Raw genomic sequence first — 25,795 nt, 5'->3', positions numbered from 1 at the left:
CAGCGCCGACCTTCTTCCGACTTCCTTCTCAACCCTCACTGCCCGGAGACTCCTCATGGCCGTCAGCGATACCGATCTCATCCGCGCCTGGACCCAGGTGCTCACTTTGTCCAAACTCGAGCCCGGCGCGGCCGTCACCGTGCTCACCAGCGAACAGACCCACCCGCAGACGTTGCGCTGCGCGATCACCGCCGCGAGCATGCTGGGCGCCAGCGTGAGCCGGCTCGACCTGCCGCCGGTCAACGGCGACAAGGCGCTGAGCCGTGATCCGCTGGCCTACCTGGGCACCACGCCGCTGACCGGCAACCGGCCGGCGATCGCCGCGCTCAAGGCCTCCGATCTGGTGCTCGACCTGATGACGCTGCTGTTCTCGCCCGAGCAGCACGAGATCCTGCAGGGCGGAACCAAGATCCTGCTGGCTGTGGAACCGCCCGAGGTGCTGATGCGCATGGTGCCGACCGCCGCCGACCGCGAGCGCGTGCTGGCGGGCGTGGCCCTGCTCCAGGGCGGCAGCGAGATGCACGTGACCTCCGCGGCAGGCACCGACCTGCGCTGCCCCTACGGCGAGTACCCGCTGACCGCCGAGTACGGCTTCGTCGACGCGCCCGGGCGCTGGGACCACTGGCCCAGCGGCTTCGCGTTCACCTGGCCCAACGAGGGCCAGGCGCACGGACGCATCGTGCTGGCCAAGGGCGACGTGCTGCTGCCCATGAAATCCTACGTGGGCGAGGCCATCACGCTCACGGTCGAGAAGGGCTTCGTGACACGCATCGAAGGCGGGCATGAGGCCGAGATGCTCAGCGAGTACATCGAGTCCTTCGCCGACCCCGAGGCCTATGCGATCTCGCACATCGGCTGGGGCCTGCAGCAGCGCGCCTACTGGTCCACGCTGGGCCTGTACGACCGCGAGGGCACGATCGGCATGGACGCGCGTGCGGTTAGCGGCAACTTCCTGTTCTCGCTCGGTCCGAACAACGAGGCGGGCGGCAGCCGCACCACGGCTTGCCACATCGACGTGCCGATGCGCCGCTGCACGGTGACGGTGGACGGCCGCGAGGTCGTGCGCGACGGGCGCGTGGTGGAGTCGCTGATGCCGGCCCCTTCGGCCGCACACACGAAGGAGGCCCAGCATGCATGACGCGCGCGACATGGCCGTCTACCGGCAGCAGGGCTTCGGTGCTTCGCTGCGCCTGGACCCGCCCTTCGGCCTGCTGATCGTCGACTTCGTCGAAGGCTTCGCCGACCCGGCGGTCTTCGGCGGCGGCAACATCCCACAGGCGATCGTGCGCACCCACGCGCTGCTCGACCTGGCGCGTGCGCGTGGCTGGCCGGTGGCGCACAGCCGGATCGTCTATGCCGACGACGACGGCGACGCGAACGTCTTCTCCGACAAGGTGCCGGGCATGCTGACGCTCAAGGAGCGCTCACCCGCGAGCGCGATCGTGGCGTCTTTGACACCGCGCGAGGGCGAACTGGTGGTGCGCAAGAACGTCCCCTCGGCGTTCTTCGGCACCACGCTCGCGCCCTGGCTGACGCAGCGCGGCGTGCGCAGCCTCGTGGTCGCGGGCTGCGTGACCAGCGGCTGCGTGCGCGCCAGCGTGGTGGATGCGATGTGCTGGGGCTTCTCGCCGGTCGTGGTGAGCGATTGCGTGGGCGACCGCGCCATCGGACCGCACGACGCCAGCCTGTTCGACCTGGCGCAGAAGTACGCCGAGGTGATGCCGCTCGACGGGCTGCGTTCGAGGCTGGCGCTGGCGGACTGAAGCGCAGAGCGTGTGGCTTCAGTCTGCCTCGAAGCCGCCGACCACGAAGCGCGTGACCTGCTCGATCAGCGACTCCGTGTCGGCGGGATCGTAGACGCCGGGACGTGTCATCTCTTCCATCCGGTGCGTGTCCGAGAACGCATAGAGGTAGGTGCCGATCATCATCGTGACGCGCCAGTGCGCATCGAGTTCGCTCAGGCCCGGCAATGCGGCCCGCAGCGCTTCCACGTACCGACCGGTGGAGCCGCCGTAGGCCTGGGTCCGAAGCTCGTACGAGATTTCCGGCGGCTCGGTGTGCAGCCGCGCCTGCAGCCGAAGGAAGGCGCGGCCCTGTGGCGATGCACGGAGCGAGACCGTGGGCAGCAGAAAGGCCCGCACGACTTCCCGCGCGGTCGCCTTGCCCGTTCGCTGAAGCGCCTCCAGGCGTTCGATGCGCTCGAGCGACACCGGCTCGCTGCGGCGCAGAAAAGCCTGTTCGAAGAGGCCGAACTTCGAGCCGAAGTAGTAGCTGATCAGGGCCTGGGTCACCCTGGCTTTCTCGGCGACTTCGCGCATCGAGGTGCCGGCGTAGCCCAAGGTGGAGAACACCGTCTCCGCCGCGTCGAGGATCTCGTCGCGCACCACGCTCGTTCCCTCGGGCCGGCCCGGACCTCTTGGCTTGCGACGCTGCTTGGTGTCTTGGCTTTTCTCGGGCATCGCGAACCTGTAATTAATTGGTTGATCAATGATTATCGGGTATGCCTTCGGCGACGCACTGTCCCTGCTACCCTTTGCACGCCCCAATTTCAGCCGCCCCGCATGTCCGATCTCCCGACCAGCCCCGCCGCCGAGCGCAACAAGCAACCCATCCTCGACGTCCTGCGCCGCATCCTGGGCGAACGTGGTCGTGCGCTGGAGATCGCGGCCGGCACGGGTCAGCATGCGGTGTGGTTTGCCGCGGGCCTGAGCCCCTGGGTCTGGCAGCCCACCGAAGCGGACGCACGCATGCTTCCCTTGTTGTCGCGCCGGGTCGAAGAGGCCGGGCTGCCGCACCTGCAGGCGCCCGTGCTGCTCGACGTGATGGCGCCGCAGTGGCCCTCGCAGGGGCCCGCGTTCGGCCGTGACTTCGATGCGATCTTCTGCGCCAACATGCTGCACATCGCCCCCTGGGCGGCATGTGCCGCGTTGATGGAAGGCGCGGCACGCCACCTGTCGCCCGGCGGCGTGCTGGTCACCTACGGGCCGTACTTCGAAGAGGGCCCGGCGGTGCCCAGCAATCAGGCCTTCGACGCGGACCTGCGCGCGCGCAATCCCGCCTGGGGCATCCGCCGCCTGGACGACGTGGCGGCGCAGGCGGCGCGCGCGGGGTTGCTGCTGCGCGAGCGGCACGCGATGCCGGCGAACAACCTGCTGCTCGTGTTCGCGCGCTGAGGCCGCTCCGTACGACGCGTCGCGCACGGCGTGCGCGCGAGGCCTGCCTCAGACCGCCACTTCTTCCCTCAACCTTTGCGCGCGCCCCGGGGCCGCGACGAGCGGCTGGGGTTCGATCGCCTGCCGCACCAACTCGGCCAGCCGCAGCACCGGCGCCTCGGGCTGCGCCTGTGCGCGATAGAGCCACAGGCCCATCGGCGGCAGCTTGGGCAGGCCTGCGGCTGCGGCATCGATTCCCCGCACCGAAGGCGGCAGGCCGAAGGGCGTGCGCAGCGTCAGGCCGAGACCCGCCGAGGTCGCGGCCCAAAGCGCGCCCAGGCTCGAACTGCTGAAGGCGTGGCGCCAGGGGATGCCCGCACGGTCCAGCGCGTTCGTCGCGATGTCGCGCACGGGGCAGGGGGCGTCGAGCAACACCAGCGGCAGCGCCTCGCCGCTGCGCGCATGCCGGTCCGGCCACCAGTTCGGCCGGTCGCCCGTGGCGGCCGCGGCCGTGCCGATCCATTGCAGCGGCGCCTTGAGCAGCCGCTCGCCGTAGGGCATCGGCGGATGGTCGCCCGTGTCCCAGACCAGCGCCAGATCGAGCTTGCCCAGCGTCAGCCGCTCGCGCAGTTCGGCACAGCGCACCATGCAGGCCTCGATGCGCACCTTGGGGTGGGCGCGCGCGAAACGGCCCAGCACCGTGGGCAGCAGCGTCTCGCCGAAGTCCTCTTGCAGGCCCAGCCGCACCCAGCCCTCGAGGTCGGCACCGCGCATCGCGGCCGCCGCTTCGTCGTTGAGTTCGAGCAGCCGGTGCGCATAGGCCAGCAGCGTCTGGCCGGCATCGGTCAGTTCGAGGCCGCGGCCGGCCTTGCGGAACAGCGCGGTGCCGGCCTGCGCTTCGAGCTTCTTCAATTGCGCGCTCACCGCCGAGGTCGAGCGCCCCAGCTTGTCGGCCGCGCGGGCATAGCTGCCCAGCGCCATGCCGGTGGAGAAGCTGCGCAGCACGTCGAGATCGAACATCACCTGGCTCATGTTGAACTGTCCTGAATTTTGGGATGGTGGGGCCATTATTTTCTGATTTTCAAAACCTTGGTGGCGCACGAGACTTCTCGGACCATGCAGTCCAACGCCGCGCTTCCCCTTCCTTCGTCTTCTTCCTCCGCGCTCGGTCCGCGCCATCGCTGGAAGGTGCTGGCGGCCGGCGTGGCCGCCAACGCGGCCTTCTCGGTGGCCTTCAGCGGCATCCCGATGACCGCCGTGCTGATGCGCTCGGGCTACCGCCTCGACAACGCGACGCTGGGCCTGGTGCTGGGGCTCATGGGCCTGGGCATCGCCGTGAGCGAACTGCCCTGGGGCCTGCTCACCGACCGATGGGGCGACCGGCCGGTGCTGCTGCTCGGCCTGGGCGCCACCGCAGCCGCACTCGCGGCCATGGCCCTGTGGGCCGCGCCGCACGGCGAGCACGTGCCCGGCCTGGGCTGGCTGGCCGTCGGACTGCTGAGCGTGGGCCTGCTGGGCGGCAGCGTCAACGGCGCGAGCGGACGCGCCGTGATGACCTGGTTCGACGAAAGCGAACGCGGCCTGGCGATGAGCATCCGCCAGACCGCCGTGCCCCTGGGCGGCGGCATCGGCGCGCTGCTGCTGCCGATGCTGGCGCTGCACGGCGGCTTTCGCGCGCTGTACGCGGTGCTGGCCGTGCTGTGCGCGCTGGGTGCGCTGATGGCCTGGGCCTGGGTGCACGAGCCCGCGGTGCCGATGCGCACACCGGCGCCCGTGGCCGGTGGCACGCACGAGCGCGGACCGCTGCACGACGCGCGCATCTGGCGCATCGTGGCCGGCATCGGCATCCTGTGCGCGCCGCAGTTCGCGGTGCTGTCCTTCGGCACCGTGTTCCTGCACGACTTCGGCCATCTGGGCCTGGCGGCCATCACGGCCGCGATGGTCGCGGTGCAGGTCGGCGCGATGGGCACGCGCGTCTGGAGCGGCCGCTGGACCGACCGCCGCCGCAACCGTCCGGCCTACCTGCGCGGCTGCGCGCTGCTGAGCCTGCTGCTGTTCGCCGCGCTCGGCGCGCTCACGCTGTCGGGCGCCATGGCCACGGAGACTTCGATGGGACGCATCGGCCTGATCGTGCTGCTGACGCTGGCCGGCATCAGCGTGTCGGCCTGGCACGGCGTGGCCTACACCGAACTCGCGACCCTGGCCGGCGCAGCACGCGCGGGCACCGCGCTGGGCATGGCGAACACCAGCGTCTTCCTGTTCTGCTTCGTCACGCCGCTGCTCATTCCGCACCTGCTCACGTTGCTGGGATGGCCGCTGGTGTGGTTCGTCGCGGGCGGCTGCGCGTTGGCGGCCATGCCTTTGATGGTGCCTGTACGGGTGCGCTGAGGACAGGCCGTCGCGCTATCCCGCGAAGTACCGCCAGATCAGCGCCAGACCCGAGCACAGCACGATCACGCTAACGATGCGCATGAACTGCGCCTTCGTCAGCCCGTGCGTCAGGCGCCGGCCGATGGCGGTGCCGACGAGCATCGCGGGCAGCAGCCACGGTGCGAGCATCAGCAATGTGTCGCCTGTCGATCCCCGCAGGCCCGCGCGTGAGGGTTGACCACGGGGAAGCCTGGTCGCTGTAAATGCAAAAGTATTGCAAAATGTTTCCGGAAGGCATGGCAGTCCGCTGTTCCCCCGAGGAGCATTCACGATGGCAAGACGCAGGAAGACAGGTGCCGACGATCTGATGGATCTGGTTGCGCTCTTGCCATGGTGGGCGGGGTTGGGTCTGGCCGTGTTGAGCTACCTCGTGCTGCATGCCCTTGCGGCCGCGCCCATGCCAGTGGCGCACACGTCGCAGGACATTGGTCAGGTGGCGGTGCGTGGTCTCTGGCGTGGGTTCGCCTATGCGGGGCAATTCATCCTGCCTTTCCTGTGCGCCATGGGCGCCCTGGCCTCGGTGCTTCGTCGACGTCGGCGCCGCACACTGTTGAGCACCGTTTCCCAAAGCAATGCAGCCGATGCGCTGGAGGGCATGACGTGGCAGGAGTTCGAATTGCTGGTCGGAGAGGCCTTCCGTCAGCAGGGCTACGCGGTCTCGGAGACCGGTGGGGGCGGCGCCGACGGCGGCATCGATCTGGTCCTCGCCAAGGCGGGTGAGAAATACCTCGTGCAATGCAAGCAGTGGAAAGCCTTCAAGGTGGGCGTCACCGTCGTGCGCGAGTTGTACGGCGTCATGGCTGCAGGCGGCGCCGTCGGCGGTGTGGTCGTTACCTCGGGCCGGTTCACGCAGGAGGCGGCGTCCTTCGCCGAGGGGCGGAACATTCGCCTCGTCGACGGACCCGCGCTGCTGCAGCTGATTCGTCAGGGGCGTGCGGCACGGCGGCCTGCAGGCGAAACACGGCGCAGTGAAACTGCTGCACCAGTCTCTGCGTCCGGGAGCGACGCGCCGGCCTGTCCCGCTTGCGCCCAGGCGATGGTGCGACGGGTCGCCAAGCGAGGGGCATCGTCCGGCCATGCGTTCTGGGGCTGTTCGGCCTATCCGGTTTGCAAGGGCACGCGGACGATGGAGGGCGCATGACGATGCGCGCATGGGGTCAGCGCGTGCCGCGGGCAGGGCGCCAGGGCGGGCACGCCACAGGTCCTGCCCTTGCGCCACCGGACGGCGGCTGCACGGCATCTGGATCGGCCGGCTGATCCGGCGCGGCGTGCCGTGACGTGCGGCGGTCGCTCCGCATCGACGATGAAATCGCCCGAGGCAGGCCGGCGGCATCGTGCGGATCGACAACGACCTTTGTCGCGGCGCCGGCGCCACGTTGCGAATAGATCGTGTCCTGATATGCGGGGAAGCGAGATCCCGCTTGGTGTCCAATGCGCAGCACTCATCACTTCACCCATCACGGATGGCATTCGTCGCATGAAGCTTGGCAAGATCGTTCTCGGAGGGCTCGCCGTTCTGGCCATCGCCGGCACCGCGGGCTGGTTCAGTCTGGACAAGGAAACGCGTGGGCTGCTCGCCACGCTGCCGACCAACAGCGATGTGCTGTTCTGGAGCCAGTCGCAGCGCGATGCGGGCTTCCGGGCCCTCGACCGGCTGCCCGTGCTGGCCAAGGCGCGTGTCGTGGCCGCAGGCACCGCACCGTCGCCCCTGCCGCCGGGGCCGCCCCTGGTCCTGCCGCTGGACGTCGACGCCTTCATGGCGCAGCAGCGCAGCGCCGCGCTCGTGGTCCTGCAAGGCGGGAAGCTGCGCCTGGAGCGCTACGGTCTGGGCTTCGACCGTGACGGGCGCTGGACCAGCTTCTCGGTGGCGAAATCCATCACCTCCACGCTGCTCGGTGCCGCGGTGCGTGACGGCCACATCCGCAGCCTCGACGACAAGGTCAGCGACTACATTCAGGAAATGAAGGGCTCGGCCTATGACGCCGTGAGCATCCGCGATCTGCTGACGATGACTTCCGGCGTGCGCTGGAACGAAAACTATGCCGATCCGCAGTCGGACGTGGCGCGCTTCAACAACCATCGGCCCGAGCCGGGTGTCGATGCGCTGGTGAGCTATCTGCGCCAGCTGCCCCGGGTCGCGCCGGCCGGCACGCGCTGGAACTACAGCACGGGCGAGACCAATCTGGTGGGGGTTCTGGTGGCGCGGGCGACGGGCAAGCCGCTGGCCGACTATCTCTCGGAGAAGATCTGGCGACCGGCCGGCATGGAACAGCAGGCCACGTGGATGCTGAGCCGCACGGGCCAGGAGATCAGCGGTTGCTGCATCCAGGCGGCCACGCGCGACTTCGCCCGCTTCGGACAGTTCATCCTCGACGGTGCACGGGTCGGCGGGCAGCCCATCGTGCCGGACGACTGGCTGGCCCAGGCCACCTCACGGCGTGCGGACACCGGCCAGCCGGGCCGCGGTTACGGCTACCAGTGGTGGACCTACGACGACGGCAGCTTCGCGGCACGCGGCATCTTCGGCCAGGGCATCTTCATCGACCCGAAGCGCGATCTGGTCATCGCCTCCAATGGCAACTGGGCTGGCGGGGCGTCGTCGCGCGCCGACAGCGCGGCGCGCGACGACTTCTACAAGGCGGTGCAGAAGGCCATCGACGGCGAGGGCGCGAGGAAGTAGGGCAAACGGCGCCGTGCGGTGACGCTGCACCGGGGCGCGTGAGCCCGCGTGCTGCGGCGCATGAACCCCTGGGGCGCCGCATGTCTGCTTGTTGATGCAACCGCGAGTCCGGGCATGCGACCGCACCTCGGTGCAAACCCGTGCCTCTGTTGACACGGCACGATGTGCGGCTGCAAACTGTGGACGTTGTGTATACACAGTGAATCCAATATGGCCACCAAGACTTCCGGACTGACACCGCGCGCCTACAGCCAGCTGCGCGAAGAGATCGTGCAGGGGCTGCTGCAGGAAGGGGAGGCACTGTACGAAATCCATCTGGCGGAGCGCCTCGGCATGAGTCGCACCCCGATCCGCGAGGCGCTGAAGCTCTTGACGCGGGATGGCTACCTCGAAGAGCTGCCCTCGCGCGGCTACGCCGTGCCGCGCCGCTCTCTGGACGACCTGCGCGAGTTCTTCGAGCTGCGTGAAGTGCTGGAAGCGAGCGCCACGCGCTACGCCGCGTTGCGGGCGACCGCCGCTGAAATTTCCGAGCTGGAACGTCTGTGCAATCGCTACGAGCGCGAGAAGGACGACGCCACGTGGGTGCAGCTCGGCCACGACTTCCACAACGTGCTCATCAAGGCAGCGCACAACTCGCGGTTGAAGACGATGCTCGATTCGCTCAATGCGCAGATCGTGATCTCGCGCCGCACCGTGGCCCAGGCCGATCCGGTGCGCCGGCTGGCCGCGGTACGCGATCACCGCGCGATCTTCGAAGCCGTGAAGGCGCGCGACGAAGTGCGAGCGCAGGCGCTGGCCGCGGAGCACGTCAGAAGGTCCTATGAAACCACGCTGCGGGCGCATGTGCCCGACGCGTTTGGCAACCAGAAGGCGGCCTGAGCCGTCCGTTCCGCGGCGGCGGCCCCGAGGTCCGTCGCCACCCCTGACGAGGGCCGCCGGCATGGCGGCCGAAAACCGAAGGAGACAAATCCATGAAGCGAATCGCATTCGCTGTGGCCGCCGCATGGGCGTTGTGCGGTGTGGCGCACGCCGATGAGTACCCCAGCAAGCCCATCAAGATCATCGTTCCCTACCCGGGAGGGCAGGCTTCCGACACCATCACGCGGCTGGTCGGAGAGCGTCTCGGCAAGGCCCTGGGCCAGCCGGTGGTGGTCGACAACCGCCCTGGGGCCGGCGGCAACATCGGCACCGACATCGGGGCCAAGTCGGCACCCGACGGCTACACGCTGACGATCGCCACGGCGGCACTGCCGATCAGCAAGCATGTCTACCGCAAGCTGCCTTTCGATCCGGCGAAGGACTTCGTGCCCATCACGCTCATGACCATGACGCCGCTGGTGCTGGTCACGCGTACCAGCCTGCCGGTCAAGGACGTCGCAGGCCTGGTCACGCTGGCGAAGAAGGAGTCGGGAAAGATCACCTTTGCGTCGTCGGGCCCGGGTACGTCGCATCAGCTGTCGGGCGAGCTCTTCAAGTCGCTCGCGGGCATCGACATGCTGCACGTTCCGTACAAGGGCAGCCCGCCGGCGCACGTCGACCTGATGGGCGGCTCGGTCGACATCATGTTCGACAACATCGTGCCCGTCGCCCCGCACATCAGGGGCGGCAAGCTCCAGGCGCTGGCCGTGACCAGCAAGACGCGCGCAGCCGCACTGCCCGACGTGCCCACGATGGCCGAGGCCGGCTATCCCAACTTCGAAGCCACCGCATGGTTCGGCCTGCTGGCGCCGGCCGGCACACCGCAGCCGATCGTCGATCGGCTCAACAAGGAACTGGTCGCCGTACTGAAGTCCCCCGACATCAGGGAACGGCTGTCCGGCATGGGTGCCACGGTGGTGGCAGACAAACCCGAGGAGTTCGGCCGCTTCATGGCCGACGAGATCAACAAGTGGGGCCCGGTCGTCAAGCGGGCCCACATCGAACTGGAATGAACCGCATGAACACCAACGCAACTTTCATCACCGAACCCGCACGCCAGATCCCCGTGCTGATGGAGACCGACGTGATCGTCGTCGGCGGCGGCACCACCGGCCCCTTCGCGGCCATCTCGGCCGCGCGGCAAGGCAAGCGCGTGGTCATGATTGAGCGCTTCGGCTCGCTCGGCGGCAACCTCACGCTGGGCCTGAACACCAAGCCTTCCGGCGCGCTGGTCGGCGGGCTTCCGCTGGAGATATGGAACCTCGCACGCTCGGTGGGCGGCGCCGGCGACGACTACATGGCCGTGGTGAAGACCGGCGGCGTGAAGATCGCGTCGCCCTGCGACCCCGAGATGATGAAGATGCTGCTGACGCGCCTGTGTGCCGAGGCCGGCGTGCAGATCCTCTTCGAGACCGTGGTGTCCGATCCGGTGATGGAGGGCGACACCGTCAAGGGCGTGATCGTCGAGAGCAAGACGGGCCGTCAGTTCATCGCCGGCAAGGTGGTGATCGATTGCTCGGCCGATGCCGACATGGCGGTGCGTGCCGGCGCGCCCTTCGTCATGGGGGCGGGCGGCGAGGCGGAAACGATGCAGCCGGTCTCGATGTACTTCACGATGGACCGCGTCGACCTGGTGCGCCTGGCCGACTGGGCCGCCACGACCGAGGACGTGCCTGCACGCGCCATTCCGAAGACCGTGGAAGGCCTCAACTACGGCCTGTGGCTCACCGGCTTCAACAAGTCGCTGCGCCAGTGGCAGGAGAAGACCGGCGTCCAGCTGCAGCGGGACAACATCACGCTCAAGACGGCCGATGGCCGCATGTACGTGAACGGCACCCGCGTGACCGGCGTGAACGTGTTCGATCCGGTGCAGTTCACCGACGCCGTGCTGGAGTGCTATCGCCAGATCGAAGGTGTGGCGCGCTACCTGCGCGAGAGCATCCCCGGCTTCGAGCGCGCGCGCATCGAGGCCATCGCGCCGGTGCTCGGCGTGCGAGAGACGCGCCACATCATTGGCGAGTACACCTTGAGCGGCAAGGACTCGATCGAAGGCACGCACTTCGACGACAGCATCGCGGCCGATGCGTCGGCGCTCGACATCCACGACCCGAAGGGCGCAGACGTCGACTTCCAGGGACTGCGCCCCTACGAGATTCCCTACCGCACGCTGCTGCCGAACGGTGTGGAACAGATGCTGGTGGCGGGCCGCTGCATCTCGGCGGACCACGATGCGCACGCACGCTCGCGCAACATGCCGGCCTGCATGGCGACGGGGCAGGCCGCGGGCGTGGCGGCGGCGGTGGCGATCGACCAGGGCGTGAACGTGCGCCGCGTCGACGTCGCGAGAGTCCAGGAGAAGCTCCGCGCGCTCGGCATGCCGCTGCATGGGGAAGAGGTCAAGGGGACGATGTAGGGCAGTGGCGCTGGCTGCCGCTCGGCGGCCGAACGCTTCAATCACCTCAAAACGCCTCATGACCGTTCGTTGAGCTCGGGGGCGCCGTCCCTTAGTCTCCGTTGAAGGCAGCACAACGACTGCCCCGATTCGCTTCAACGAAGAACGGAGACAAGCATGAAGAAACGGACCGAGCGGCCCCCGCATCGGCATGGGGTTCGCGCCCCGGGGCGCACGCGATGAGCGGACTCGAAGGCCTGGTGCCCGACGCACCGATCCGCTGTCGCGAGTTCCGCATCGGCGCCATCGGTGCCGGCTTCATCATGGCGGACGTGCAGCTCGCGGCCTACCGCGAGGCCGGCTTCCCGGTGGTGGCCATCGCCTCGCGCACCCGCAGCAAGGCGGCCGCGGTCGCGCAGCGCCACGGCATCCCCACGGTCCACGACGACCCGGAGGCATTGATCCGCGATCCGCAGGTCCAGATCGTCGACATCGCCTACCCGCCCGACCTGCAGCCGGCGCTCATCCGCCTGGCGCTGGCGCAGCCGCATGTGAAGGCGGTGCTCGCGCAGAAGCCGCTGGCGCTCGACCTCGCCACCGCCAGCGCACTCGCCGACGAGGCGAAGCGCGCGGGCAAGCTGCTGTCGGTCAACCAGAACATGCGCTTCGACCAGTCGATGCGGGTGCTCAAGCAGCTGCTCGATCGCGGGGACCTGGGTGCGCCCGTGCTCGCGACGATCGAGATGCGCGCCATCCCGCATTGGCAGGAGTTCCTGCGCGGCTACGGCCGGCTCACGCTGGCGAACATGAGCGTGCACCACCTCGACGTGTTGCGCTTCCTGTTCGGCGAGCCCGAAGACATCTACACCGCCGCGCGCCCGGACCCGCGCACCGACTTCACGCACCGCGACGGCATCGTGTGCTCGACGCTGCGTTTCCGCAGCGGCGTGATGGCGGTGAGCCTCGAGGACGTCTGGACGGGGCCACATGGCGACGGCTTCCCGTCCGACACCTACATCAAGTGGCGTGTCGAAGGCACAGAGGGCGTGGCCGAGGGCACCATCGGCTGGCCCGACTACCCCGACGGCAGCCCGAGCACGCTGCGCTACGCCTCGCGCAAGACGCCGGGTGGCACCGGCGGTGAATGGCTGCAGCCGCAATGGACCACGCGCTGGTTTCCGCAGGCCTTCGCCGGCGTGATGGAGCAGCTGCAATGGGCGCTGCACAGCGGCGAGCCGCCGCTGCTCGACGTGGCCGACAACGTGAAGACGATGGCGCTGGTCGAAGCGGGCTACCGCTCGCTCGAAGAAAAGCGCGCCGTCGCGCTGTCCGAATACGGCAGCTGAAACCCCCGGGCCGCCGACGGCGGCGTTTGCAGAACCACCCACAGGAGACAAGCGACATGATTCAAGTCGGAATTTTCAGCGGCTACTTTCCCTATGCGCTCGAGGAATCGGCGCGCCGCATCAAGGCCCAGGGCTTCAACACGGTGCAGCTGGACCTCGCATTCAAGGACATCGATTTCTCCACGCCCGAGTCCATCACGCGCGAGAAGTGCCACCGCGTGCGCGACACCTTCCGCGCGCACAACCTGCCGATCAGCTGCATCTCGGCGTACACCAACATCGTTCATCCCGACGCGGCCGAGCGCAAGCGCCGCAACGACTACCTGAAAGCCACGCTGCGCCATGCGCGCGACTGCGGCACGCCCTACGTGATCAGCGAGACCGGCACCGTCAACCCCGAAAGCGACTGGTCCTCCCATCCCGACAACAAGACCGAGCGCGCCTACGAGGACTGCGTGAAGGTGGTGCGCGAGCTGGCGCAGGAGGCGCACGACCACGGCGCGATGTTCCTGGTCGAGACCTACGTGAACAACATCATCGGGTCGGTGGAGGAAACGCTGCGGCTCTTCGCCGACGTGAACCATCCGGGCCTGGGCCTGCTGATGGACCCGACCAACTACTTCGAGACGCACAACATCGACCGCATGGACCAGGTGCTCAACCAGATGTTCGACGCGCTCGGCGACAAGGTGCGCATCGCGCATGCCAAGGACGTGAAGCGCAGCAGCGGCACCGACAAGGGCGAGAAGTTCGCCGACATCGACGCCTCCGAGGCGCACCAGTTCCGCGGCGTGGGCGAGATCGAATTGCCGGCGCCCGGCCTGGGCGCACTCAACTACGGCCTCTACCTCCAGCGGCTGGCGCAGCACCATCCGAACATCCCGATCATCATCGAGCACCTCGACGAAGCCGACGTGCCGCGTGCCAAGAAATTCCTCGACACCCAGTTGCAGGAGGCCGGCGCGTGACGCAGCTGCACGGTCGCAACTACACCCGGCAGTCGCTGCGCGAGCACGCGGGCATGCTGTCGCAGTTCGCGGGCGTGCGGCTGGTCACGCTGGGCGACGGCGTGGAGCGCGGCATCCGCTGCCTGGAGTTCCGCACCGGTGCGGGCTTCGCCTTCCATGTGCTGGTCGACCGCGCGATGGACGTCGGCGCCTGCGAGTACCGCGGCGCGGCCATCGGCTGGCAGTCGCCCACCGGCTTTCGCCACCCCGGCCTGCACGAGAACGCCGACGAGGGCGGGCTGGGCTGGCTGCGCTCCTTCTCGGGCCTGCTCGTGACCTGCGGACTGGACCACACGCTGTTCATGGACAGCGACCCGGCCGGCCACTACCACTACGGCCCGCGTGAGGTGGTCAAGAGCGGCCTGCATGGCCGCGTGGCCAACATCCCCGCGCGGCTCACCGGCTACGGCGAGCGCTGGGAGGGCGACGAATGCATCCTGTGGTGCGAAGGCGTGATCCAGCAGTCGACCGTGTTCGGCGAAGACCTGCACCTGGTGCGGCGCATCGAGGCCCGCGTGGGCGATCGCGCATTCACGCTGCACGACCGCGTGGTGAACCACGGCTTCTACCGCACGCCGCACATGTTCTGCTATCACATCAACGTCGGCCATCCGGTGCTCGACGAGGGCAGCCGCTACATCGCGCCGGTACGCCACACGCCCTGGGCCGCGCACGCCGACGCGCTGCGCCGCCAGTCGGCCGGCTACCGCACGCAGGCCGGGCCGCGCCACGATTTCCACGAGCAGGTGTACGAGCATGCGATGGCCGCCGATGCGCAGGGCCGCATCCCCGTCGGTCTGGTCAACGACGGCTTCGACGGCGGGCGCGGCATCGGCCTGTCGGTCGAGGTCAACCGCGACGAGTTCCCCTGCCAGTTCCAGTGGCAGAACTTCCAGAAGGGCCAGTACGCGATGGGCATCGAGCCCAGCACCCACCATGTGCTCGGCAAGCCCTTCGCGCGCGAGCGCGGCGAGCTGATCTGGCTCGAGCACGGTGACGAACGCCGCTACACCACGCGCTTCGCCGTGCTCGACGGCCGCGGCGACATCGATGCCTTCGAGGCCCGCGTGCGCGCCATCTGCGACCAGCCCGAGGCCGAGTACCCGGCCATCACGGGCCGATGGGACTGAGGTGGAACGCATGCGCGACACGGCCGCAGCGGGAATACTGGGCGGCATGAACGATCCGACCCCCACGCCCGAGGCGGGCCATGGCCGCGCGCGGCTGGAAGACGTGGCGCGCGAAGCGGGCGTGTCCAAGGCCACCGTCGACCGCGTGCTGCATGCGCGCAAGGGCGTGCGCTCGGCCACGGTCCAGCGCGTGGTCAAGGCGGCCGCGCGGCTGCACTACCTGCCCGACGAGAACCTGCACCGCGTGATCCGGCCGCGGCCGATGGCGCTGAGCTTCATGCTGCCCGCGGGCACCAACCAGTTCATCCGCATGCTCGGCGACCATGTGGAGATCGTCGAGAAGCAGCTCGAACCCTTCAACGTGCGCTGCCGCCGCGTGGCGATCGAGGGCTTCGACGCCGAGGTGCTCGCGGCCCGCCTGCTGCGCCATGGCCGGCAATGCGACGGCATCGCCTTCGTGGCGCTCGAGCATCCGCGGGTGCGCGAGGCGGTGGACACGCTGGTGGCCGAGGGCGTGCACGTGCTCACGCTGCTGTCCGACCTGCCGGACTCCCGCCGCGCGGCCTATGTGGGCATCGACAACCGCGCGGCGGGCCGCACCGCCGGTTACCTGCTCGGGCGCATGCTGGGCCGCGAGAGCGGCAAGGTCGGCCTGATCGCCGGCAGCCTGAGCTACCGCGGCCACGAGGAGCGCGAGTTCGGCTTCCTCGACGTGCTGGCCGAGCAGTTCCCTGCGCTCCAGGTGGTCGGCCTGCGCGAAGGCCAGGACGACGCGCAGCAGAACTACCTGCAGGCGCGCATGCTGCTGCGCCAGCATTCGGACCTGGTCGCGCTCTACAACATCGGCGGCGCCTCCGACGGCATCGGCCGGGCGCTGAAGGAGGCAGGACTCGAACGCAAGGTGGTGTTCGTCGGCCACGAGATCACGCCCGACACCCGCGCGATGCTGATCGACGGCACGCTCGACGCCGTCATCAACCAGAACCCGCAGACCGAGGTGATGAACTGCGTGCGCATCTTCGCGAACCTGCGCGCCGGGCGCGATGCGCTCGCCGGCGTGGAGCCGATACGCGCCGGCATCGCGGTGCGCGAGAACCTGCCCTGAAGGGCTCCTTTCACTCTTTCTCAGACGACATGACGACCATGGACATGACCGGCCGCAAGGTGCTCATCACCGGTGCCGCAGGCGGACTCGGCACCGCGATCACCTGGGCCTTCGCCCGCGCCGGCGCACAGGTGCACGCGCTCGACATCGATGCCGCGAAGGGCGAGCGGCTGCTCGCGGCCGGCAGCACGGAACCGGCCGAGGTGCGCGAACGGGTGCGCTTCGTGCGCGGCGACCTGTCCGATGCGCACGGCCTGGGCCTGCAACTGACGGCGCTGTTCGAGGCCATCGGCGGCATCGACGTCCTGATCAACAACGCGGCCGTCTACCCCTCGCGCGCCATCGAGGACTACAGCATCGAGGACCACCGCCAGGTGCAGTGCGTGAACGTCGACGCGGCGCTGGTCTGCGTGCAGGCCGCGCTGCCGCACATGAAGCGCCAGCAGCACGGCCGCATCATCAACGTGGTGAGCATCACGCTGTACGGCGGCTGGTCGCTGCTGCTGCCCTACGTGACCTCCAAGGGCGCGCTCCTGGGCATGACGCGCGCGATGGCGCGCGAGCTCGGGCCGCACGGCATCACGGTGAATGCGGTGTCGCCGGGCGCGTTCCCGACCGATGCCGAGAAGATCCATCCGGACCCGCAGGGCTACGAGCGCTTCGTGCTCGAGCACCAGTCCGTGAAGCGCCGCGGCGCGCCGCAGGACATTGCCAACGCGATGCTGTTCTTCGCTTCCGAAGGCGCCGGTTTCGTCACCGGCCAGACGCTGAACATCGACGGCGGCTGGGTCATGCAGTGACCCGCGTCCTCCCGCGAAGCTAGGGAAATCCCGCGCGCACCGCGTGCGGATGTCAGGCTACATTGCGAATTGTTAGCGCTAACAGTTAGCGCTAATTCAACTTCCATCAACGCACAGACGTGACCGGCCGCACGGCCGACCAGGAGACAGAAGCATGAACCACCGCCTCTTGCAGGACCGCCGCGCGGCCCTTGCGCGCCTTGCCGGGTTCGCCGGCCTCGCCACGCTCGCGCTGGCCGCGACGGGCGGCGCCCATGCGGCCGACAAGCAGATCGTGACCTTCGCCGCGGCCAGCTTCGCCGAGCCCGCGCGCGGCGAGAAGATGCGGGCCTGGATCGGCAAGTTCAACCAGAGCCAGGACAAGGTCGAGATCCAGCCCGTGACCATCCCGTTCTCGTCCTTCTCGAGCACGATCTTCACGCAGATGGGCGGCAACGCCGGCCCCGACCTCGTGCGCTTCGACCTGCCCGAGTTCTATGCCGCGGTCGACGCCAAGCGCCTGGCGCCCATCGACGACGTGATCGCCGACGGCGCCTTCCCGCTCACCGGTCCCGACAAGTACATGAAGGTCGGCGGCGCGCGCTACGGCGTGGTATTCGAGGTGAGCAACTACGCGATGGTCTTCAACAAGAACCTGTTGAAGGGCAAGGCGCCGGCGAACTTCGACGAGTTCGTGGCCGCGGCCAAGGCCGCCACCGCCGCCGGCAACTACGGCTACGCCTACCGCGCCACGATGGCCGAGCGCGGCGGCTTCTGGTATGACCTCTGCAACTACGTCTACGGCTTCGGTGGCCGCTGGTCCGACGCGCAGGGCAACCCGACGATCAACAGCGCCAAGGTGATCGAGGGCGTGGCTGCGTACAAGAAGATGTACGACGCCGCCGCCACGCCCAAGGGCGCCGATGCCGCCACCTACCGCCGCATGTTCGCCGAAGGCAAGATCGCCATGCAGATCGACAACGGCGGCGTCGCGGCCAACCTGGCGACCGCGGCCAAGGGCTTCGACGTGGGGGCCGGCCCGTCGCCCTTCCCCACGCGCGCGCAGGGCATGATCCTGGCGCCGATCAGCATCAACGCCAACAGCAAGAACAAGGCGGCCGCCGGCACCTTCCTCAAGTGGATGCTGACGCCCGAGGCGCAGCGCGATCTGCAATCGATCCACGGCGCCTCCAGCGTGGCCATCGCCGTGCCGCGCTCCGAGGAGGAGGTCGCCAAGTGGCCGTGGATCACGGTCTACGACCAGCAGACCGCCCACAGCGTGCCCGCGCTGCCGCAGGGCCTGGAAGTGAAGGCGCCGGAGATCCAGCAGGTGGTGATCGAGCAGGTCATCCGCGTGCTGCAGGGCGGCGTCGATCCGGCCAAGGCCATGAACGATGCGCAGCAGACCGTGCTGACGCGCGTGCTCAAGCGCTGACATGACGGCCGTGCTTCCCTCCACCGGCAAGGCCGTGGCCAGCCGACCGGTTCGTGCCGGCGGCTCGAACCGCCTCGACGGCCATCGGCTGATGCCCTATGCGCTGGTGTTGCCCGCCACGCTCTACCTGCTGGTGTTCCAGGGCTACCCGCTGCTGCGCGAGCTGATGCTGAGCTTCACCTCGACCTCGCTGCTCTCGCCGGCAGGCGGCCAGTGGGTCGGGCTGCAGAACTATGCCGACCTCTGGAGCGACCCGGACTTCCACCGGGTGATCTTCACCACGCTGCTCTACACCGTCGCCTGCGTGGTTGCGGCCATCGGCCTGGGGCTGGGATCGGCGCTGCTGCTCGACGCGCCCTTCCGTGGCCGCGGCATCGCACGCGCGCTGGTCACCATTCCGTGGGCCGCGCCCCCGGTGGCGGTGGCGCTGATCTTCATCTGGATCTACAACGCGCAGTACGGCGTGTTCGGCCACACCTTGCGCTTCTTCGGCATCGAGGCCGGCAACGAGAACTGGCTCGACAGCATGCAGCATGCGATGCCCGCGGTGCTGATCACCACCATCTGGCAGATCTTCCCCTTCGCCTCGGTGGTGCTGCTGGCCGCGTTGCAGGGCGTGCCGTCCGAACTGCGCGAAGCCGCCGTGATGGACGGCGCCGATCGGCTGAGCGTGTTCAAGGCGGTGGTGTGGCCCACCATCCGGCCGTCGGTGGCGCTGCTGGCGCTGTTCTCCACCATCTGGTCGCTGCGGCGATTCGACCTGATCTGGCTGCTCACGCAGGGCGGTCCGGTCGGTTCGACCAACACGCTGGTGATCGACCTCTACCGCCGCGCCTTCGTCAACCACCACCTCGGCCAGGCCGCGGCGGTGGGCATGGTGGGCGTGGTCATCGCGCTGGCGGTGACGCTGGTGTACTTCCGCTACACGGCGCGCGCCGAGAAGCAGGGGGCCCGCTGATGAGCGCCGCTGCCTCTGTCGCCATGCCGGCGATGTCCATGCGCCATGCGCTGCGCATGCTCGCGGTGCTGGCCCTGCTCGGGGCCGCCGCCTTCCCGATCTACTGGATGCTCGTGACCTCGCTCACGCCGTCGGACGCCCTGTTCGGCGACCGGCCGCAGATGCTGCCCTCGCTGTCGCGGCTGCCGGTGTACGGCGAGGTGTTCGCGATCAAGCCGGTCGCGACCTGGCTGCTCAACAGCGCCTGGGTGGCCATCGGCACCACGGTGCTGAGCATCGCGCTGGCGGTGTTCCCGGCCTATGCGCTGTCGCGCTTCCGCTTCGGCGGCAAGGGCGCCATCGGCTTCGGCCTGTTCGCCACGCAGATGCTGCCCGAGGCGATGCTGGTGGTGCCGCTGTACGCGATCTTCTCGCAGATGTCGCTGCTCAACACGCTCTCGGGCCTGATCCTGGCGAACACCGCCTTCACCGTGCCGGTGATCACCTGGATCCTCAAGGGCGCCATCGACGGCGTGCCGATCGAGGTCGAGGAGGCCGCGCGCATCGACGGCTGCTCGCGCATCGGCATCGTGCTGCAGGTGGTGGTGCCGCTGATCGCGCCCACGCTCGCGGCCGCGGCCGTGATCTCGTTCTTCCACGGCTGGAACGAGTACGTCTTCGCGCAGACGCTGATCACCGAGGAGCGCCTGCACACCGCCTCGGTCGGGCTGGCCGGCTTCATCGGCGAGCTCAGCACGCCGCTCGACGCGGTCATGGCCGTGGGCGTGATGTACACGCTGCCCGCGGTGGCCTTCTACCTCGTCGTGCAACGCCACGTTGTTTCCGGCATGACCGCCGGCAGCGTCAAAGGTTGATCGCCGCACCTTTCCACAGCACACAACAGACACACAGAAAAGGAGAAGCCCATGGCCTCCATCAAGCTTCAGGACATCACCAAGGACTTCGCCGACAAGCAGGTGGTGAAGGGCGTCTCGCTCGACGTGCCCGACGGCGAGTTCCTCGTGCTGCTCGGCCCCTCGGGCTGCGGCAAGTCGACGCTCTTGCGCATGCTCGCCGGGCTCGAGCGCATCAGCGGCGGCGAGATCCACATCAACGAGCGCCGCGTGGACGAGCTGCCGCCCACCGAGCGCGACATCGCCTTCGTCTTCCAGTCGTATGCGCTCTATCCGCACATGACGGTGCGGCGCAACATCGCGTTCCCGCTGATCATGCGGCAGCACCGCTGGTGGTTCCACATCCCGCTGCTGGGCGGCATGGCCAAGCGGCGCATCGAGCGCTCGCCGGAAGTCTCGCAACTGGTGGAGCGCACCGCGCGCACGCTGGCGCTGACCGAATGGCTCGACAAGTTCCCGCGCACGCTTTCCGGCGGGCAGCGCCAGCGCGTGGCGCTGGGCCGCGCGATGGTGCGCCAGCCACAGGTGTTCCTGATGGACGAGCCGCTGTCGAACCTCGACGCCAAGCTGCGCACCACCATGCGCTCGGAGATCACCAAGCTGCACCAGCGCGTGGGTGGCACCTTCGTCTACGTGACGCACGACCAGGTCGAGGCCATGACCATGGGCACCCGCATCGCGCTGCTCAAGGACGGCGTGGTGCAGCAGTTCGGCACCCCGCGCGACATCTACGAGCAGCCGGCGAACCTCTACGTGGCGCGCTTCATCGGCACGCCGCCGATGAACCTGCTGCGCGTGCAGGCCGATGACCGGACGCTCGCGATCGGCGCTGCGCGCATGGCCATGCCGGTACAGCTCCAGGGCCTGGCGAACGCGCAGGGCGGCGATGCGGTGCTGGGCGTGCGGCCGAACGCGCTCACGGTGGCGCGCGGCGGGCAAGGCCTGGCCGGCACGGTGTCGCTGGTGGAGCACGTGGGCGCCGAGTCGCTGGTGGCGGTGAGCCTCACCGACGCGCAGACCTTGCACGAAGAAGAAGGCAACGCCGGCGCCGACGTGATGGTGACCCTGCCGGGCTACACCGACCTGCGCGCCGGCGAAGCGGTGGTGGTCGGCCTCGACCTCGCGCAGGCGGTGCTGTTCGACGCCGCCACCGGCCGCAACCTGGCGCTCGCTCCGCGCCAGGTGCAGTGAAACGAATTCCCCCAACCCGTCAAGCACTCCATGACCCAACCATCCAACATCCTCGAGGGCTTCCGCGTCCTCGACTGTTCCATCGCCATGGCCGGCCCCTTCGCCGCCCAGCGGCTCGGCGACCTCGGCGCCGACGTCATCAAGGTCGAGCCCGTGACCGGCGAATGGCAGCGCCACGTCTCGGCCGGCGGCGCGCGCGGCAACCGCATCAACGTGTCCTTCCTTTCGCTGAACCGCAACAAGCGCAGCCTGGCCGTCGACCTGAAGAACGACGAGGGCCGCGACGCGCTCTACGAACTCGTGCGCACCTCCGATGTGTTCCTGCAGAACTACCGGCCCGGCGTGGCGCAGCGCCTTGGCGTGGACTACGAGACGCTGTCGAAGATCAACCCGAAGCTGGTGTACGTGTCGATGTCGGGCTACGGCGAAGACGGCCCCTACAAGCTCTGGCCCGGCCAGGACCTGCTGCTGCAGGCCATGAGCGGCGCGATGCTGTCGACCGGCCGCGCCGGTGAGCCGCCGACGCCCGCGGGCCAGTATCTTGTGGACGCCATCACGGCCTCGACCGCTTTCGAGGCCGTGATCGCCGCGCTGCTGCACCGCGAGCGCACCGGCGAAGGCCAGTTGGTGAAGGTCAACATGCTCGACGCCATCGTGGCGCTGCAGATGCAGGAGCTGTCGGTGTTCAGCGTGGCGGGCAAGCCGCAGGAGCGCACGGCCGAGCCGCATGCACACGTCTACATCCGTGCGCCGTACGGCGTCTTCGCGACGCAGGACGGCTTCCTGGCGCTGGCCTTCCCGAAGATGGCGGCGCTGGCGCAGGTGATCGAGGCGCCCGAGCTGGCCGGCTTCGACGACGAGCGCGACACCTTCGCGCGGCGCGACGAGATCTTCGCCATCACCCGCGACCGGCTGCGCCACCGCACGACCGCCGACTGGCTCGAGGCCTTCCGCGCGGCCGACATCTGGGCCGGCCCGGTGTACGGCTACGCCGACGTGATGAACGATCCGCAGATCGTGCACAACGGCACCTTCGTCGAGTACGAGCATCCGACCGAGGGCAAGGTGAAGACGCCGGGCTTCCCGATCCAGTTCACGCGCACGCCCTCGAGCGTGCGCCGCGGTGCGCCGCTCGCGGGCGAGCACACGCGAGAGATCCTCGGCGAGCTGGGCTGGGGCGCGGAGCGCATCGACGCGCTGATGCGCGCCAAGGTGATCGGGGAAGACACGCTGTGACCCAGCCTGCGTACCGTGGCCTGACCTGGGACCATCCGCGCGGCTATGTCGCGCTGGAGCGCGCCGCGCAGCGCGCGCGCACCGACGGGCTGGACCTGACATGGGAGCGCCAGCCGCTCGAGGGGTTCGAGTCGCATCCGATCGAGGCGCTCGCCGAGCGCTACGACCTGATCGTGCTCGACCATCCGCACATCGGCGATGCGGTGGCCGGCGATTGCCTGCAGCCGCTCGCATCGCTGTTCGACGCGGCCACGCTCGCGGGCTGGCGCGCGCAGAGCATCGGCCGCTCGTTCGACAGCTACCGCTATGCCGGCACGCAATGGGCGCTGCCGCTGGACGCGGCCACGCAGGTGGCGGTGGCGCGCGAGGACCGGCTCGAGGGCGCCCTGCCGCGCGACTGGACCGAGGTGCTCGCGCTTGCAGCGCGGCAGCCCGTGTGCCTCTCGCTGGCCGGGCCGCATGCCGCGCTCACGCTGTTCAGCATGGCGGCCGCGCACGGCGATGCACCGGCCGCGCACGACCCCGGCCGATTGTTCGCGGGCGAAGGCGCGGTCGCGGCGTGGGAGCTGCTGACTGCGCTGCACGCGCTGTCCTTCCGCGGCTGGGCCGGACTCAACCCGATCGGCATCCTCGATGCGATGGCACGCGACCCCGAAGCGGTGTACTGCCCGCTGGTCTACGGCTACGTCAACTACGCGGTGGCGGGCGAGGGCCGGCAACCGCTGCGCTTCGGCGATGTGCCGGCCGGACCTGAGGGCCGGCTGGGTTCGACGCTCGGCGGCACCGGCCTGGCGGTGAGCCGCCGCGCCACGGTGGACGACACGCTGCGCCAGCATCTCGCCCAGCTGATGAGCCCGGCGATGCAGTGCGACTTCATTCCCTTCGCCGATGGCCAGCCGAGTGCGCGTGCCGCGTGGAGCGACCCGCGCGTCGATGCGGCCTGGAACGGCTTCTATGCGCAGACGCAGGCCACGCTCGAGCAGGCCATCGTGCGACCGCGCCACCCCGGCTACATCCCGTTCCAGACCGAGGCCTCGGCGCTGGTGCGCGGCGCACTGGCCGACCGGCTCGCGGCCGCGCCCGCACTGGCCGCGCTGCAGGCGCTGTACGCACGTTGCCGTCCCGCAGGCAGCGAAGTCTGACCTTCCCTTTTTGAAAGCACTCGCCATGAACCACATCCTGTTCGAGGTGCGCGACCACATCGCCACCCTGACCCTCAACCGCCCCGAGAAGCTCAATGCCGTCACGCCCGAGATGGCCGATGCGCTGGTGGCGCACGTGAACGACTGCAACGCGCGCGCCGACGTGCGTGCCGTGGTCATCACCGGCGCCGGCGAGAAGGCTTTCTGCGCCGGCAGCGACATCGCCGAGCTCGACGGCTACGACTCGCCCTGGACCTTCCGCAACCGGCCCGACTACTGCGACGCGATCCGCGCGCTGCGCAAGCCGGTGGTCTGCGCCATCAACGGCTATGCGCTGGGCGGCGGCCTCGAGACCGCGATGTCCTGCGACATCCGCATCGCGGCCGACCACGCGAAGCTCGGTGCGCCCGAGGTCAAGCTCGGCTGGATCGGCGGCGGCGGCATGTCGTACATGCTGGCCCACAGCATCGGGCCGTCGAACGCATCGCTGATGCTCATGGGCGGCGACCCGATCAGCGCGCAGCAGGCGTTGCAATGGGGCCTGGTGAGCGAACTGGTGCCGGCGGCCGAGCTGCTGGCGCACGCGCAGGCCATCGCTGCCACGCTCGCGAGCCGGCCGCCGATCGCCGTCGAGACGGCCAAGGCCAACGTGCGCGCCGCCTACGCGATGCCGCTGGAAATGGCGATCCAGTACGAGCGCGACCTGCAGACCGTGTGCTTCGCCACCGACGACGCCAAGGAGGGCCGCGCGGCCTTCAAGGCACGCCGTCCTGCACAGTTCAGGGGGTGTTGAATGCAGCCATGGCATGACTCCCTGAGCGTGCAGGCGACGCTGCCGCGCGATGCCGAGCGCGCGCTGCTGGTCGGCCGCGTCTGGGTGCCGGGGCCCGGCGGCGGGCCCACGCTGGTCACGGTGCGTGAGGGGCAACTGTTCGACATCGGCGCGCTGGCGCCCACGATGTCGGCGCTGCTCGACCGCCAGGACGCCGCCGAGGCGATCCGCTCGGCTCCAGGCCGCGCGCTCGGTCCGCTGTCCGACTGGCTGGCCGAGACCGCTGCCCACGGGCCGGACATCGGCCGCCGGCACCTGCTGGCCCCGAACGACCTGCAGGTGGTGAAGGCAGCCGGCGTGACCTTCGCGGCCAGCATGGTCGAGCGCGTGATCGAGGAGCAGGCGCGCGGCGACGCGGGCCGTGCCGAAGCCGTGCGCCGCCAGGTCGTGGCCGTGGTCGGCGACGACCTCTCGGGCATCCGCCCCGGTTCGCCCGAGGCCGACCGGCTCAAGGCGGTGCTGCTGGCGCAGGGCCTGTGGTCGCAGTACCTCGAGGTCGGCATCGGACCCGACGCCGAGGTCTTCACCAAGGCCGCGCCGCTGGCTTCGGTGGGCACCGGCGTGCAGGTCGGCCTGCATCCGGGCTCGACCTGGAACAACCCCGAGCCCGAGGTGGTGCTGGTGGTCGATGCGCGCGGCCAGGTGGTGGGCGCCACGCTCGGCAACGACGTCAACCTGCGCGACTTCGAGGGCCGCAGCGCATTGCTGTTGGGCAAGGCCAAGGACAACAACGGCGCCTGCGCCATCGGCCCCTTCATCCGCCTGTTCGACGCGCACTTCGGCATCGACGACGTGCGCACCACCGTGGTGTCGCTGCGCGTCGAAGGCGAGGACGACGGCTTCGTGCTCGAGGGCGCAAGCTCGATGGCGCAGATCAGCCGCGATCCGCTGGAACTGGTGCGCCATGCCATGGGCGCGCACCACCAGTACCCCGACGGCATCCTGCTGTTCTGCGGCACGATGTTCGCGCCCATCCAGGACCGCGATGCACCGGGCGCCGGCTTCACCCACCACGTAGGCGACCGGGTGGCGATCCATGCGGAGCGGCTGGGCACGCTGGTCAACCGGGTGGGACGCAGCGACGTGATTCCGCCGTGGACCTTCGGCATCGGCGCGCTGATGCACAACCTGGCCGCGCGGGGGCTGTTGGGCACGGCAGCATGAGGCCG

The 25,795-nt window shown here is 69.2% G+C and carries 25 protein-coding genes; 22 read left to right on the top strand and 3 right to left on the bottom strand.

The genetic code is table 11. From position 1 onward, the window contains the following. The first annotated feature begins 55 nt into the window (after window positions 1-55). Together ACSFBC_RS27875 and ACSFBC_RS27870 are read left to right on the top strand one after the other, a co-directional pair. Window positions 56-1,138, top strand: a complete 1,083-nt coding sequence (locus ACSFBC_RS27875) for a 2,5-dihydroxypyridine 5,6-dioxygenase NicX family protein (protein ID WP_435513579.1) — start codon at window positions 56-58, stop codon at window positions 1,136-1,138. Continuing rightward, window positions 1,131-1,763: an isochorismatase family protein gene (locus ACSFBC_RS27870; RefSeq protein ID WP_435513578.1), complete on the top strand. Its 633-nt coding sequence runs from the start codon at window positions 1,131-1,133 to the stop codon at window positions 1,761-1,763. Before ACSFBC_RS27875 ends, ACSFBC_RS27870 begins: the two co-directional genes overlap by 8 nt. A gap of 18 nt (window positions 1,764-1,781) precedes the next feature. Here the strand turns inward: ACSFBC_RS27870 and ACSFBC_RS27865 are convergent, their stop codons facing one another. Further along, window positions 1,782-2,459 carry a TetR/AcrR family transcriptional regulator gene (locus tag ACSFBC_RS27865; protein ID WP_435513577.1) on the bottom strand — a complete coding sequence of 226 codons (678 nt, stop codon included), beginning with the start codon at window positions 2,457-2,459 and terminating at the stop codon, window positions 1,782-1,784. A gap of 102 nt (window positions 2,460-2,561) precedes the next feature. On the opposite strand from ACSFBC_RS27865, the gene ACSFBC_RS27860 reads away from it, so the two are divergent. After that, window positions 2,562-3,173: a DUF938 domain-containing protein gene (locus ACSFBC_RS27860; RefSeq protein ID WP_435513576.1), complete on the top strand. Its 612-nt coding sequence runs from the start codon at window positions 2,562-2,564 to the stop codon at window positions 3,171-3,173. Window positions 3,174-3,221: 48 nt separating this feature from the next. Here ACSFBC_RS27860 and ACSFBC_RS27855 read toward each other — a convergent pair whose 3' ends face one another. Then, window positions 3,222-4,184 (bottom strand): LysR substrate-binding domain-containing protein, encoded by a 963-nt coding sequence (locus ACSFBC_RS27855; RefSeq protein ID WP_435513575.1) that lies wholly within the window; start codon window positions 4,182-4,184, stop codon window positions 3,222-3,224. An 84-nt stretch (window positions 4,185-4,268) separates the two neighbouring features. Between ACSFBC_RS27855 and ACSFBC_RS27850 the strand changes: the two genes are divergently transcribed. Further along, entirely contained in the window at window positions 4,269-5,540 is a 1,272-nt protein-coding gene (locus tag ACSFBC_RS27850; protein ID WP_435513574.1) for an MFS transporter, read from the top strand. Window positions 5,541-5,555: 15 nt separating this feature from the next. On the opposite strand, the gene ACSFBC_RS27845 is transcribed toward ACSFBC_RS27850, so the two are convergent. Beyond that, entirely contained in the window at window positions 5,556-5,711 is a 156-nt protein-coding gene (locus ACSFBC_RS27845) for a hypothetical protein (protein ID WP_435513573.1), read from the bottom strand. 142 nt (window positions 5,712-5,853) lie between these two features. On the opposite strand from ACSFBC_RS27845, the gene ACSFBC_RS27840 reads away from it, so the two are divergent. The 18 genes from ACSFBC_RS27840 to ACSFBC_RS27755 all read left to right on the top strand — a co-directional run bounded on the left by ACSFBC_RS27840 (window position 5,854) and on the right by ACSFBC_RS27755 (window position 25,790). Further along, window positions 5,854-6,723: a restriction endonuclease gene (locus ACSFBC_RS27840; RefSeq protein ID WP_435513572.1), complete on the top strand. Its 870-nt coding sequence runs from the start codon at window positions 5,854-5,856 to the stop codon at window positions 6,721-6,723. Between the two features lie 336 nt (window positions 6,724-7,059). Continuing rightward, window positions 7,060-8,262 carry a serine hydrolase domain-containing protein gene (locus ACSFBC_RS27835; protein WP_435513571.1) on the top strand — a complete coding sequence of 401 codons (1,203 nt, stop codon included), beginning with the start codon at window positions 7,060-7,062 and terminating at the stop codon, window positions 8,260-8,262. Between the two features lie 162 nt (window positions 8,263-8,424). Next, a complete protein-coding gene (locus ACSFBC_RS27830; RefSeq protein ID WP_435513570.1) occupies window positions 8,425-9,141 on the top strand; it encodes a GntR family transcriptional regulator in 717 nt (238 codons plus the stop codon). 92 nt (window positions 9,142-9,233) lie between these two features. Further along, on the top strand, window positions 9,234-10,193 hold the full coding sequence (locus ACSFBC_RS27825; RefSeq protein WP_435513569.1) for a tripartite tricarboxylate transporter substrate binding protein: 960 nt from the start codon (window positions 9,234-9,236) through the stop codon (window positions 10,191-10,193). A gap of 5 nt (window positions 10,194-10,198) precedes the next feature. Continuing rightward, window positions 10,199-11,593, top strand: coding sequence for an FAD-dependent oxidoreductase (locus ACSFBC_RS27820; protein ID WP_435513568.1), 1,395 nt, complete (start codon window positions 10,199-10,201; stop codon window positions 11,591-11,593). 218 nt (window positions 11,594-11,811) lie between these two features. Continuing rightward, entirely contained in the window at window positions 11,812-12,918 is a 1,107-nt protein-coding gene (locus tag ACSFBC_RS27815; RefSeq protein WP_435513567.1) for a Gfo/Idh/MocA family protein, read from the top strand. A gap of 56 nt (window positions 12,919-12,974) precedes the next feature. Beyond that, window positions 12,975-13,886: a sugar phosphate isomerase/epimerase family protein gene (locus ACSFBC_RS27810; protein WP_435513566.1), complete on the top strand. Its 912-nt coding sequence runs from the start codon at window positions 12,975-12,977 to the stop codon at window positions 13,884-13,886. After that, entirely contained in the window at window positions 13,883-15,055 is a 1,173-nt protein-coding gene (locus ACSFBC_RS27805; protein WP_435513565.1) for an aldose 1-epimerase family protein, read from the top strand. Before ACSFBC_RS27810 ends, ACSFBC_RS27805 begins: the two co-directional genes overlap by 4 nt. Window positions 15,056-15,101: 46 nt before the next feature. Further along, complete coding sequence (locus tag ACSFBC_RS27800) at window positions 15,102-16,160, top strand: LacI family DNA-binding transcriptional regulator (RefSeq protein ID WP_435513564.1); 1,059 nt, start codon at window positions 15,102-15,104, stop codon at window positions 16,158-16,160. Window positions 16,161-16,189: 29 nt separating this feature from the next. Next, window positions 16,190-16,960 (top strand): SDR family NAD(P)-dependent oxidoreductase, encoded by a 771-nt coding sequence (locus tag ACSFBC_RS27795; RefSeq protein WP_435513563.1) that lies wholly within the window; start codon window positions 16,190-16,192, stop codon window positions 16,958-16,960. A gap of 154 nt (window positions 16,961-17,114) precedes the next feature. Continuing rightward, a complete protein-coding gene (locus ACSFBC_RS27790) occupies window positions 17,115-18,374 on the top strand; it encodes an ABC transporter substrate-binding protein (protein WP_435513562.1) in 1,260 nt (419 codons plus the stop codon). Between the two features lies 1 nt (window position 18,375). Then, window positions 18,376-19,332: a carbohydrate ABC transporter permease gene (locus ACSFBC_RS27785; protein ID WP_435513561.1), complete on the top strand. Its 957-nt coding sequence runs from the start codon at window positions 18,376-18,378 to the stop codon at window positions 19,330-19,332. Next, window positions 19,332-20,186 carry a carbohydrate ABC transporter permease gene (locus ACSFBC_RS27780; protein ID WP_435513560.1) on the top strand — a complete coding sequence of 285 codons (855 nt, stop codon included), beginning with the start codon at window positions 19,332-19,334 and terminating at the stop codon, window positions 20,184-20,186. The genes ACSFBC_RS27785 and ACSFBC_RS27780 overlap by 1 nt, the downstream gene beginning before the upstream one ends. Window positions 20,187-20,237: 51 nt before the next feature. Beyond that, a complete protein-coding gene (locus ACSFBC_RS27775; RefSeq protein ID WP_435513559.1) occupies window positions 20,238-21,416 on the top strand; it encodes an ABC transporter ATP-binding protein in 1,179 nt (392 codons plus the stop codon). Window positions 21,417-21,446: 30 nt separating this feature from the next. Next, on the top strand, window positions 21,447-22,652 hold the full coding sequence (locus tag ACSFBC_RS27770; protein WP_435513558.1) for a CaiB/BaiF CoA transferase family protein: 1,206 nt from the start codon (window positions 21,447-21,449) through the stop codon (window positions 22,650-22,652). Next, complete coding sequence (locus ACSFBC_RS27765; protein WP_435513557.1) at window positions 22,649-23,794, top strand: extracellular solute-binding protein; 1,146 nt, start codon at window positions 22,649-22,651, stop codon at window positions 23,792-23,794. The genes ACSFBC_RS27770 and ACSFBC_RS27765 overlap by 4 nt, the downstream gene beginning before the upstream one ends. Window positions 23,795-23,819: 25 nt before the next feature. After that, complete coding sequence (locus ACSFBC_RS27760) at window positions 23,820-24,587, top strand: enoyl-CoA hydratase/isomerase family protein (protein WP_435513556.1); 768 nt, start codon at window positions 23,820-23,822, stop codon at window positions 24,585-24,587. After that, window positions 24,588-25,790 carry a fumarylacetoacetate hydrolase family protein gene (locus tag ACSFBC_RS27755; protein WP_435513555.1) on the top strand — a complete coding sequence of 401 codons (1,203 nt, stop codon included), beginning with the start codon at window positions 24,588-24,590 and terminating at the stop codon, window positions 25,788-25,790. Window positions 25,791-25,795: the final 5 nt, after the last annotated feature.

Source organism: Variovorax frigidus, from assembly GCF_051216515.1.
Lineage (GTDB): Bacteria > Pseudomonadota > Gammaproteobacteria > Burkholderiales > Burkholderiaceae_C > Variovorax.
The sequence above is the reverse complement of the archived record's forward strand: the minus strand, read 5'-3'. Positions and strand labels throughout refer to the sequence as shown.